Annotated in this window: 11 protein-coding genes and 1 pseudogene; 3 read left to right on the forward strand and 9 right to left on the reverse strand. The window is 64.3% G+C overall.

Annotated features, from left to right (window positions below):
* Window positions 1–22 precede the first annotated feature (22 nt).
* The 9 genes from livH to U9J39_RS26920 form a co-directional block, all read right to left on the reverse strand.
* On the reverse strand, window positions 23–949 hold the full coding sequence (gene livH / locus U9J39_RS26880) for a high-affinity branched-chain amino acid ABC transporter permease LivH (RefSeq protein ID WP_012353367.1): 927 nt from the start codon (window positions 947–949) through the stop codon (window positions 23–25).
* A 254-nt stretch (window positions 950–1,203) separates the two neighbouring features.
* Window positions 1,204–2,319 (reverse strand): branched-chain amino acid ABC transporter substrate-binding protein, encoded by a 1,116-nt coding sequence (locus U9J39_RS26885; RefSeq protein WP_115710203.1) that lies wholly within the window; start codon window positions 2,317–2,319, stop codon window positions 1,204–1,206.
* 533 nt (window positions 2,320–2,852) lie between these two features.
* Window positions 2,853–4,154: a citrate synthase gene (gltA, locus tag U9J39_RS26890; protein ID WP_018005206.1), complete on the reverse strand. Its 1,302-nt coding sequence runs from the start codon at window positions 4,152–4,154 to the stop codon at window positions 2,853–2,855.
* A gap of 43 nt (window positions 4,155–4,197) precedes the next feature.
* Window positions 4,198–4,485 (reverse strand): FAD assembly factor SdhE, encoded by a 288-nt coding sequence (locus U9J39_RS26895; RefSeq protein WP_115680683.1) that lies wholly within the window; start codon window positions 4,483–4,485, stop codon window positions 4,198–4,200.
* A gap of 78 nt (window positions 4,486–4,563) precedes the next feature.
* Window positions 4,564–5,265: a succinate dehydrogenase iron-sulfur subunit gene (locus U9J39_RS26900; protein ID WP_010814619.1), complete on the reverse strand. Its 702-nt coding sequence runs from the start codon at window positions 5,263–5,265 to the stop codon at window positions 4,564–4,566.
* Window positions 5,266–5,299: 34 nt separating this feature from the next.
* A complete protein-coding gene (gene sdhA, locus U9J39_RS26905) occupies window positions 5,300–7,078 on the reverse strand; it encodes a succinate dehydrogenase flavoprotein subunit (protein WP_111517512.1) in 1,779 nt (592 codons plus the stop codon).
* A 3-nt stretch (window positions 7,079–7,081) separates the two neighbouring features.
* Complete coding sequence (gene sdhD, locus U9J39_RS26910) at window positions 7,082–7,447, reverse strand: succinate dehydrogenase, hydrophobic membrane anchor protein (RefSeq protein ID WP_012353372.1); 366 nt, start codon at window positions 7,445–7,447, stop codon at window positions 7,082–7,084.
* Window positions 7,448–7,458: 11 nt separating this feature from the next.
* On the reverse strand, window positions 7,459–7,869 hold the full coding sequence (sdhC, locus tag U9J39_RS26915; protein WP_062802218.1) for a succinate dehydrogenase, cytochrome b556 subunit: 411 nt from the start codon (window positions 7,867–7,869) through the stop codon (window positions 7,459–7,461).
* Between the two features lie 277 nt (window positions 7,870–8,146).
* Window positions 8,147–9,049, reverse strand: a complete 903-nt coding sequence (locus U9J39_RS26920; RefSeq protein ID WP_116312848.1) for a GntR family transcriptional regulator — start codon at window positions 9,047–9,049, stop codon at window positions 8,147–8,149.
* A 411-nt stretch (window positions 9,050–9,460) separates the two neighbouring features.
* On the opposite strand from U9J39_RS26920, the gene U9J39_RS26925 reads away from it, so the two are divergent.
* From U9J39_RS26925 to U9J39_RS26935, 3 genes and pseudogenes are all read left to right on the forward strand, one after another.
* Window positions 9,461–10,444, forward strand: coding sequence for a malate dehydrogenase (locus U9J39_RS26925; protein ID WP_012353375.1), 984 nt, complete (start codon window positions 9,461–9,463; stop codon window positions 10,442–10,444).
* Between the two features lie 128 nt (window positions 10,445–10,572).
* Window positions 10,573–11,553, forward strand: a complete 981-nt coding sequence (locus U9J39_RS26930) for an HpcH/HpaI aldolase/citrate lyase family protein (protein ID WP_116312849.1) — start codon at window positions 10,573–10,575, stop codon at window positions 11,551–11,553.
* A 61-nt stretch (window positions 11,554–11,614) separates the two neighbouring features.
* A pseudogene (locus U9J39_RS26935) lies at window positions 11,615–11,776 on the forward strand (2-methylcitrate synthase); the annotation flags it as partial.

An 11,776-nucleotide genomic window follows, 5' to 3' on the forward strand; every position in this document is an offset into this window, starting at 1 on the left:
ATTGGTCATGGTTTCGCCCCCCTCAGACCTTTTCGACATCAGGCTTGCCCAGCAGCCCGGTCGGACGGAACAGCAGCACCAGCACCAGCAGGCTGAATGCGACCACGTCCTTGTATTCGGCCGGCATGTAGCCCGAGGCGAAGGTTTCCGCCAGGCCCAGCAGCACGCCGCCGAGCATCGCGCCCGGGATGCTGCCGATGCCGCCCAGCACCGCCGCGGTAAAGGCCTTGATGCCGGCAATGAAGCCGATGAAGGGATTGAGCTTGCCGATGGTCAGCCCGATCAGCACGCCGCCCACCGCCGCCAGCATCGCGCCCAGCACGAAGGTGAACGAGATCACCTTGTTGGTGTCGATGCCCAGCAGGTTGGCCATGCGCATGTCCTCGGCGCAGGCGCGGCAGGCGCGGCCCATGCGCGAGCGGCCGATGAACAGCGTCAGCGCCACCATCAGCGCCAGCGTCACGCCGACGATCAGCAGGCGCGAGTACGGCACCGTCACGGTGAAGTCGCCGCCCATCTGGAACTCGATGGCGCCCGAGATCAGCACCGGCACCGAGACATCGCGCGCACCCTGCCCGATCTGGACATAGTTCTGCAGGAAAATCGACATGCCGATGGCCGAGATCAGCGGCACCAGCCGCGGCCCGCCGCGCAAGGGGCGGTATGCCACCCGCTCGACCGCATAGCCGTAGACGCCGGTCACCATCACCGACACCAGCAAGGCGGCGCCGAGCACCAGCGGCAGGGGATAGCCTGCCTGGGCGCCGATAGCGGTGAGCGTGACCAGGCCGACATAGGCACCGATCATGTAAATCTCGCCGTGCGCGAAATTGATCATGCCGATGATGCCGTAGACCATTGTGTAGCCGATGGCGATCAGCGCATAGATCGCACCCAGCGTCAGGCCGTTGACCAGCTGCTGGGTGAACTGTGGAAGGAATTCATTCATTGGGGGAAGCCTCGTAGGCGCCGGAACTGGCCTCGGCGGAGATGCGCCAAAACCATTCGAACTTGCCAAAGCAAGGTGTTCTCCCTCTCCCCGCATGGGGAGAGGGCCGGGGTGAGGGGTGGTTTAGCGAGGAGCCACATCAAGCGGGGCCAACGTTTTTACCCACAGCCGTCAGCTTTTGACCCGCCTGCCCTCACCCCCTGCCCCTCTCCCGCAAGCGGGAGAGGGGAGCACCCCGTCGGGATGCGAACGCCTCAGTTGGCGGCCGTCTTGCTGGCGTCCTTGTGCCAGGTGTAGACCACGAACTTGAAGGACTTCAGGTCGCCCTTGGCGTCGTACTCGACCTTGCCGATCGGGGTGGTGAAGGCGTTCTTGTGCATGTACGCCGCGACCTTGGTGGGATCGGTGCTCTTGGCGCCGGCGATGGCGTCGCCGATGATCTTGACGGCGGCATAGGCCGGCATCTGGAACGGGCCGTTGGCGTCACGCTTTTTGTCGGCAAAGGCCTTGACCAGGCCGGAGTTGGCCGGATCGGCCGAGAAGTCGGCCGGCAGCGTCACCAGCATGCCTTCCGACGACGGGCCGGCGATCGCGGTCACGTCCTTGTTGCCCACGCCCTCGGGGCCCATGAAGGTGGCCTTCACGCCCTGCTCGCGTGCCTGGCGCAGCAGCAGGCCCATTTCCGGGTGGTAGCCACCGAAGTAGACGAAGTCCACGCCCTGCGACTTGAGCTTGGTGATCACGGCCGAGTAGTCCGAGTCGCCGGCGTTGATGCCTTCGAACACGGCCACCGGGATCTTGGCGGCTTCCAGGTCCTTCTTCACCGAGCTGGCGATGCCCTGGCCGTACGACTGCTTGTCGTGCAGCACCGCGACCTTCTTCGGCTTGATCTTGCCGATGATGTACTGGGCGGCGGCCGGGCCCTGCTGGTCGTCGCGGCCGATGGTGCGGAAGATGAAGTTGCGCTTCTTGGTCTCGGTCAGCTGCGGCGCGGTGGCCGACGGCGTGACCATCACGATGCCTTCGTTCTCGTAGATGTCCGAGGCCGGGATGGTCGAGCCCGAGCACACGTGGCCGATCACGTACTTGATGTTCTGGCTGACGATCTTGTTGGCCACGGCCACGGCCTGCTTCGGCTCGCAGGCGTCGTCCATCAGCACCACCTCGAACTTGTTGCCGCCGGCGCCGCCGGCTGCGTTGATCTGTTCGACCGCGGTCAGCGCACCGGCCTTGACCATGTCGCCATACTGCGCCACCGAGCCGCTCATCGGGCCGGCAATGGCGATCTTCACGGTTTCGGCGTTGGCGGCGGCGCCGAAGGTAGCCAGCATGGCAGCCAGCGAGATGGTGGAAAGGCGGGACAGCGTCATCAGGAGCTCCTCGATTTATGTTTGGGTCATCCGGGCAGAAACGGTATGACCTGCGCAATCGAACAACACCCGCGGACGACTGGGATCGGGACTTGCGACAAGCGCGGCCCGAGACGCGGAAGTCGGGCCTGCAAGGAAGAGACAGCGTATGCGGGGCCCGGCAAGTGTCAGTCCCGCTGAGGTATGGGGACCAAGGTTCGGAAAGACAACGTTTGATGCGTTCTCTATTGCGCAAGCGATTCGCCTGCCCCGCTTGCCGCACCGCAAGCCGGAAGGGTGGCCCGGCTGCCGTCGGCAAAGCAGCCCGCATTATAGGGTCAAATTTCCTGCCGCACGCGACTATCGCACAATTTATGCGGAATGGATTTGGGAAAACGCGACACAATCATCCACAAATTGCGCTCCGGACCATTCAGGGTGCAATTTCCTGCCCTTCTCCGCGCCGCGCTGCACAACCGCGTCCCGCCCACAAAGACAAACGCCCCGGCGGGCCGGGGCGTCTGGAATTGCTGCACTGCGCAGCGGCGGGCAGCTTAGCGCTTGGCCACGTCCGGCACGTCGCGGGTGGCGGCGCCAACGAACAGCTGGCGCGGACGGCCGATCTTGTATTCCGGATCGGTGATCATCTCTTCCCACTGCGAGATCCAGCCCGGGGTGCGGGCCAGCGCGAAGATGCAGGTGAACAGCGAGGTCGGGATGCCCAGCGCGCGCTGCACGATGCCCGAGTAGAAGTCGACGTTCGGGTACAGCTTGCGGCTGACGAAGTACTCGTCTTCCAGCGCGATCTTTTCCAGCTCCATGGCCAGCTTGAACAGCGGGTCGTTGTGCAGGCCCAGTTCGTTCAGCACTTCATGGCAGGTTTCGCGCATCAGCTTGGCGCGCGGATCGTAGTTCTTGTACACGCGGTGGCCGAAGCCCATCAGGCGCACGCCCGAGTTCTTGTCCTTGACCTGCTTGATGAACTCGGGGATGTTGTCGACGCTGCCGATTTCTTCCAGCATCTTCAGCGCGGCCTCGTTGGCGCCGCCGTGGGCCGGGCCCCACAGGCAGGCCACGCCGGCGGCGATGGCGGCGAACGGGTTGGTGCCCGACGAACCGGCCAGGCGCACGGTCGAGGTCGACGCGTTCTGCTCGTGGTCGGCGTGCAGGATGAAGATGCGGTCCAGCGCGCGCTCCAGCACCGGGTTCACGGTGTACGGGGCGCACGGCGTGGCGAACAGCATGCGCAGGAAGTTGCCCGAGTAGGACAGGTCGTTCTGCGGATAGATGTAGGGCTGGCCGATGTTGTACTTGTACGCCATGGCGACCATGGTCGGCATCTTGGCGATCAGGCGGATGGCCGAGATCTCGCGCTGGTGCGGATCGTCGATATCCATGGCGTCGTGATAGAACGCGCTCATGGCACCCACCAGGCCGGTCAGCACGGCCATCGGATGGGCATCGCGGCGGAAGCCGCGCATGAAGAACTGCAGCTGCTCGTGAACCATGGTGTGGTTCATCACGTGGCCGACGAATTCTTCCTTCTGCTTGGCGTTGGGCAGCTCGCCCTTCAGCAGCAGGTAGCAGGTCTCGAGGTGGTCGCACTTCTGCGCCAGCTGCTCGATCGGGTAGCCGCGGTACAGCAGCTCGCCCTTGTCGCCGTCGATATAGGTGATCTTGGAATTGCACGAAGCCGTCGACATGAAACCGGGGTCGTAGGTGAACTTACCGGTTTGTCCGTACAGCTTGCGAATGTCGATCACGTCCGGGCCAACCGTACCCTTGTAGATCGGCAGCTCAACGCTGGGGGAACCATCGGAGAACGATAGCGTGGCTTTCACATCGGACGGCGTCATGTCGGATCCTTCAAATGCTGTGAATAATAATGTTGACCAAAACTCAGACCGTACGCAGCAGGCCAATGACTCGCTGCATCGGGGGCGTGTCGAGCTCACCGTCCAGTTCCTTGCGCGCAAGGAGCAGGTCCATCAACTCGTTGTCGCTGAGTTCGAACAGCTGGCTCAGCGCAGCCACATCCTCGTCGGACAGGCTCTCCTCGTAACGGTTGAAGAAACGTTCGACGATGATGTCGTTCTCCAGGAGGCCGCGGCGGGCACGCCAGCGCAACCGGGCGCGCTTGTGCGGATCGGCCTGATGGGAGAAGGTGGTGGCAGGACTCTCGGTCATGGCTTCCTACTTTCGGCGCGCCCGCCAGATATAGCCGCTCTGGCTGACGCGCCGCTTACTACTTAGACAGCCGCGGAATCACACCGCGCGGCGGACCATCAGTTCCTTGATCTTGCCGATGGCCTTGGTCGGGTTCAGACCCTTCGGGCACACGTCGACGCAGTTCATGATGCTGTGGCAGCGGAACAGGCGGTACGGGTCGTTCAGGTTGTCCAGGCGTTCATTGGTGGCCTGGTCGCGGCTGTCCGCGATGAAGCGGTAAGCCTGCAGCAGGCCGGCCGGGCCGACGAACTTGTCCGGGTTCCACCAGAACGACGGGCACGAGGTCGAGCAGCTGGCGCAGAGAATGCACTCGTACAGGCCATCCAGCTCGTCACGCTCTTCCGGCGACTGCAGGCGCTCTTTTTCGGGCGGCGGCTCGTCGTTGATCAGGAACGGCTTGATCGAGTTGTACTGCTTGAAGAAGTTCGTCATGTCGACGATCAGGTCGCGCACCACCGGCAGGCCGGGCAGCGGACGCAGCACGATGCGGTCCGGCAGCTCGCGCATGTTGGTCAGGCAGGCCAGGCCGTTCTTGCCGTTGATGTTCATCGCGTCCGAGCCGCACACGCCTTCGCGGCACGAACGGCGGAACGAGATGGTCTCGTCCAGCTTCTTCAGCTTCACCAGCGCGTCCAGCAGCATGCGCTCGTGGCCGTCCAGCTCGACCTCGTAGGTCTGCATGCGCGGCGCCGCGTCCTTGTCCGGATCGTAGCGGTAGACTTCGAAAATACGCTTCATTTCTGTGGGTCCTGTTGTCTCTACGATGCGGTGCTCAGAAGGTACGGGCCTTCGGCGGCACGCTTTCCACCGTCAGCGGTTCCATCTTCACCGGCTTGTAGTCGAGGCGGTTGCCTTCGCTGTAGAACAGCGTGTGCTTGAGCCAGTTCTGGTCGTCGCGGTTGGGGAAGTCGCTGTGCGCATGGGCACCGCGCGATTCCTTGCGGGCCGCCGCCGAGATCATGGTGGCCTTGGCCACTTCCACCAGGTTGGCCACTTCCAGGGCTTCCACCAGCGCGGTGTTGAAGACCTTGGACTTGTCCTTCAGGTGGATGTTGGCGGCACGCTCGGTCACTTCCAGGATGCGCTCGACGCCTTCGTCCATCAGCTTCTGGGTACGGAACACGCCGGCATGCGACTGCATGTTCTTGCGGATGTCGTTGGCGACGTCCTGCGTGTACTCGCCCGACGACGAGGCCTGCAGCTTGGCCAGGCGCGACAGCGCGAGGTCGGCGGCATCGGCCGGCAGCGGCTTGTGTTCCTTCTGCTTCAGGTTCTGCGCAATGATGTGGTTGCCGGCGGCGCGGCCGAACACCACCAGGTCGAGCAGCGAGTTGGTGCCCAGGCGGTTGGCGCCGTGCACCGACACGCACGAGCATTCGCCGATCGCGTAGAAACCGTTCAGGACTTCGTTCGGGTTGCCGTTCTTCGGCACCACGACCTGGCCGTGGTAGTTGGTCGGGATGCCACCCATCTGGTAGTGGATGGTCGGGACCACCGGGATCGGTTCCTTGATCGCGTCGACGTTGGCGAACTTCAGGCCGATCTCGCGGATCGACGGCAGGCGCTTCATGATGGTCTCGGCACCGACGTGGGTCAGGTCGAGCAGCACGTAGTCGCCGTTCGGGCCGCAGCCGCGGCCTTCCTTGATTTCCTGGTCCATCGAGCGCGAGACGAAGTCGCGCGGCGCCAGATCCTTCAGCGTCGGCGCATAGCGCTCCATGAAGCGCTCGCCGTCCTTGTTGCGCAGGATACCGCCTTCGCCGCGCACGCCTTCGGTGATCAGCACGCCCGCGCCGGCCACGCCGGTCGGGTGGAACTGCCAGAACTCCATGTCTTCCAGCGGCACGCCTGCGCGCGCTGCCATGCCCAGGCCGTCACCGGTGTTGATGAAGGCGTTGGTGGAAGCGGCGTAGATGCGGCCGGCACCGCCGGTCGCGAACAGCGTGGTCTTAGCTTCGAGGATGTAGACCTCGCCGGTTTCCATTTCCAGCGCGGTCACGCCCAGCACGTCGCCGTCCTGGTCGCGGATCAGGTCCAGCGCCATCCATTCGACGAAGAAGTGGGTCTTGGCGCGCACATTGCGCTGGTACAGCGTGTGCAGCAGCGCGTGGCCGGTACGGTCGGCCGCGGCGCAGGCGCGCTGCACCGGCTTCTCGCCGTAGTTGGCGGTGTGGCCGCCGAACGGACGCTGGTAGATGGTGCCGTCGGGGTTGCGGTCGAACGGCATGCCGAAGTGTTCGAGCTCGTACACGACCTTCGGGGCTTCACGGCACATGAACTCGATCGCGTCCTGGTCACCCAGCCAGTCCGAGCCCTTGATGGTGTCGTAGAAGTGATAGTGCCAGTTGTCCTCGCTCATGTTGCCGAGCGAGGCACCGATGCCGCCCTGCGCCGCCACGGTGTGCGAGCGGGTCGGGAACACCTTGGACAGCACGGCCACGTTCAGGCCGGCTTCCGCGAGCTGGAGGGATGCGCGCATCCCGGCGCCGCCAGCACCGACGATGACCACGTCAAAGCGGCGACGCGGCAATCCAGTCTTGACTGCGACCATTTATTACACCCTCCAGAGAATCTGAGCAGCGTAGCCCGCGCAACCGACGAGCCACAGAATCGTAAGAACTTGCAGCACGAGGCGCACCGCCATCGGCTTCACATAGTCCATCCAGATATCGCGCACGCCGATCCAGGCGTGATACAGCAGCGACAGGATGGTCAGGAACGTGATGATCTTCATCCACTGGTTGGCGAAGAGCCCTGCCCACGCTTCATACGAAGCGCCGTTCGACAGCAGGAAGGCAATCGCCAGGATCACGGTGAAGACCACCATGACCACGGCGGTGACGCGTTGCGCGAGCCAGTCTTTCAGGCCGTAGTGCGCACCGACGACAAGACGCTTGGGACCGATATTGTTATTTGCCACCTTGATTCTCCTCAGAACAGGCCGAACAGCTTCAGGCCGAAAATCAGGGTAAGCAGCAGGCTCACAACCAGCACGCTGACGGCAGACTTGGCCGAGGCGGGCTTGGAGACACCAACGTGCACGTCCAGCAGCAGGAAGCGGATCCCGGCGCAGAAGTGATGCAGATAACCCCAGATCAGGGCCAGCACAACCAGCTTGACAAAGCCGCCGGACAGAAGGGCCGAGAACTTTGCGAAGCTCAGTTCGGAGGTGATGCTCTGCTCAAACAGATACAGGACGAAGGGAAGGAGGAGGAACATCAGTGCACCGCTCACGCGATGCAGGATGGATACCTTGCCGGCCCAGGGCAACCGATATTTCGCGATCTGCGAAATACCGATATTCCGGAACTCCGGCCTGGCTTGTTTGACGGCTTCAGCCATGCGAGACCCCATTAGCGGTAAACAAAGAAACGAAACTGCCATTGCCTGCATGCAACGGGATGCATTAGGGCAAATCCATGAGATTTTAGCGCCTTTGTTGCGCGCTGCACCAATAATTTTCTGCTATCACGGCCCGACAAGCGCCGCCCGACAATCGCACACTCCGCACATCCGGCGCGCGACTTCACGCGACAAACAGCGCGTCGCGCAAAGCCGGCAATACCATGGCCAAACCCACCATAATCGGCGCGCACGCCCCTGGCGCGACGCCGCCATTTCAGCTCAGGTCGTTCTGGTAATAGTGCCGGGTGGTGACGTAGAGTCCACGGCGCACTTCCACGGGACGGTCGCCATAGGTGTAGGAGACGCGCTCGACCGACAGCAGCGGCGCGCCCACCGGCACCGACAGCAACTCGGCGGCGGTCTCGTCGGCGGGCACGGCGCGGATCTTTTCCGAGGCGCGGATCATGCGCGTACCGAATTCGGCCTCGAACAATGCATACATGGGCCCTTTCCACTCGGTCAGCTTTTCCGCGGTCAGGCCCTTGAAGTTGGCGCCGAGCAGCCAGATTTCGTCCAGCACGGTCGACTCGCCGGAGAACGTCAGCACGCGGCGGATCTGCACCACGCTGTCGCCGGTGCGGATGTCGAGCAGCCGCGCGATTTCGGCGGGGGCGCGCAGGCGCTTGCATTCGAGCACGCGGCTGGCGCCATAATGGGGTTCGCCCTCGTCCGGAACGAGGCGCAGGAATCGGAACTTGACCACGTCTTCATGGTGCGTGGTCACGAAGGTGCCCTTGCCCTGGCGGCGCGCCACCAGGTTTTCGGCGGCGAGTTCGTCGATGGCCTTGCGCACCGTACCCTGACTGACCTTGTAGCGTGACGCCAGCTCCATCTCGCTGGGAATCATCTCGCCCGGCTTCCATTCGCCGGATTGCAGGCTGCGCGTGATCAGCGCCTTGATCTGCTGGTATAGCGGGCTGAACGTGGGCGAAGGCACTGACTGCAGACCAGGAGCGGGACCGGAAGCGGAACCAGTTGGGGTAGCGGCCTGCGGCGCGGCGGCCGGCGCGGGCGCCGGCGGCGAAAGCGGCTGCGTCCCGGCGCCAGGCGTGGCGGCGCCAGTTTCCTGCGCGCCGGGGGCGGCTGCGCCGGTCAGGGACGTAGGCAGGGAGGACATAGCGCGATTTCACCACAAAAGGGCGCGCAACGTCCAGCCTTACGTTAATTGTCTTATGTCTTATATAAGACATATGAATTGACAGACAGAGAGGCCACGCCTACACTCGCGCTGGTCCACGCCCGCGATGGCCCGCCCCCAAGGCTCGCCGGCTGCTGCCCATGGCGCAAATGTACCGCGCCGGCGGCGGTCCGGTATGGAAATGGCGCCTCGCTTCGCAGTAGACTAACGCCTTGTTGCATCACCATGACCCGTTGTGGCTCTCCCCCACCGGCCCCGCCACCTGGCTCCGGCGGACGGCCGCTCCCCGCTGTGGCGACAACCAGCACCCGGTGACACACCGCGCGCCTCTGCATGGCGCCGGCGCGCCACCGACCGGCATTCCCCCTTCTATCGTTTGGAGATTTACTCATGGCTAAAGCCCCAATGCGCGTCGCAGTGACCGGCGCCGCTGGCCAGATCGGCTACTCCCTGCTGTTCCGCATCGCCAACGGCGACATGCTGGGCAAAGACCAGCCGGTCATCCTCCAACTGCTCGACCTGCCGCAAGCCCAGCAAGCCGTCAAGGGCGTGGTGATGGAACTGGAAGACTGCGCGTTCCCGCTGCTGGCCGGCGTGGTCATCACCGATGACCCCAAGGTTGCCTTCAAGGACGCCGACGTGGCCCTGCTGGTGGGCGCCCGTCCGCGCAGCAAGGGCATGGAGCGCAAGGACCTGCTCGAAGCCAACGCCCAGATCTTCACCGTGCAGGGCAAGGCGCTGGACGAAGTCGCCAGCCGCAATGTCAAGGTGCTGGTGGTCGGCAACCCGGCCAACACCAACGCCTACATCGCCATGAAGTCGGCCCCGAACCTGCCGCGCGAGAACTTCACCGCGATGCTGCGCCTGGACCACAACCGCGCGCTGTCGCAGATCGCCGCCAAGACCGGCAAGCCGGTGTCGTCGATCGAGAAGCTGTTCGTGTGGGGCAACCACAGCCCGACCATGTACGCCGACTACCGCTACGCCACCGTCGACGGCCAGAGCGTCAAGGACCTGATCAACGACCCGGTGTGGAACAACGACGTGTTCCTGCCGACCGTCGGCAAGCGCGGCGCCGCCATCATCGAGGCCCGTGGCCTGTCGTCGGCCGCCTCGGCCGCCAATGCCGCGATCGACCACGTGCGCGACTGGGTGCTGGGCAGCAACGGCAAGGTCGTCACCATGGGCATTCCGTCCAACGGTGAATACGGCATCCCGGCCGACACCATGTTCGGCTACCCGGTGACCACCGCCAACGGCAAGTACGAAATCGTCAAGGGTCTGGAGATCGACGCCTACAGCCAGGAAAAGATCAACATCACCCTGAAGGAACTGGAAGAAGAAAAGGCCGGCGTGCAGCATCTGCTGGGCTGATCTTCCCAACGCTCGACGAAAGACCGGGGTTCCGCAACGATTCAAGAATCGGCGCGGACCCCGGTTTTTTCATAGGCAGCGGCCGTGCGGCCCTGCCCTGTCCGCCAACTTCAACTTTCTGAATCCACGTGCATCCTTCCGAGGTCTTGTTCCAGGGCGAAGCCATCCCGGTCCAGTTGCCGGTGTGTGACCATTACGCGGGCAGCGAAAAGCTGATGCGCAAGTCGCTGGCCCTGCAACAAGAGCTTGGCCCCGTCTTCGACATCACCTTCGACTGCGAGGACGGCGCCGCCGTGGGCCATGAGCGCGAGCACGCCGAGTTGTGCGCGCAGCTGGTCAACGGCCCGCTCAATGCCCACAACCGCGTGGGCGTGCGCATCCACGACCCGGCCCACCCCAGCTGGCGCCAGGACGTCGACGTGCTGGTGCGCGCCGCCGGGGCGCGGCTGGCCTATGTGGTGGTGCCCAAGGTCACCGATGTGGTCGAGGTCGCTCGCGTGACCGACCATGTCAACCAGGTCGCGCGCAGTGCCGGCATTGCCCGCCATATCCCGATCCATGTGCTGATCGAAACCCATGCCGCGCTGGAGCAGGCCTTCGATATCGCCGCGCTGGTGCAGGTGGAATGCCTGAGCTTCGGGCTGATGGACTTTGTCTCGGCCCACCATGGCGCGATTCCCGGCGAGGCGATGCGCTCGCCGCAGCAGTTCGAGCACCCGCTGGTGCGCCGCGCCATGCTGGAAATCTCCGCCGCCTGCCACCGCCACGGCAAGGTGCCGTCGCACAACGTCAGCACCGACGTGCAGGCGCCGCAGCGCGCTGGCGATGATGCGCTGCGCGCGCGCTGCGAATTCGGCTACCTGCGGAAGTGGAGCATCCATCCGGGCCAGATCGCCCCGATCGTGGCGGCATTCCGCCCCGGCGCGGAAGAGATCGGCGCGGCCAGCCAGATCCTGTTGTCCGCGCACGAGAACAACTGGGCGCCGATCCGCCATGGAGGGCAGCTGCACGACCGCGCCAGCTACCGCTACTACTGGTCGCTGCTGCAGCGCGCGCAGGCCACCGGCACGCCGCTGCCGGCCAATGTGGAAGCGCTGTTCTTCGGCTGAAGCCGGTCCCCGGACCCATCCACACATCCCATCATCATCCGCAGTGCCCAAGGAGACACGGATGCCTGCCTCGAAGCTTGCCGCAACCGACCCCACACTCGACCCCGCACCCGACTCCGGAGCCAGCGTGCCAGCCGCGCCGCGGGCCAAGAAATCCGTCGCGCTGTCGGGCGTGACCGCCGGCAACACCGCGCTGTGCACCGTCGGCCGCACCGGCAATGAC

The organism is Cupriavidus sp. SS-3 (assembly GCF_035818815.1).
Lineage (GTDB): Bacteria > Pseudomonadota > Gammaproteobacteria > Burkholderiales > Burkholderiaceae > Cupriavidus > Cupriavidus taiwanensis_C.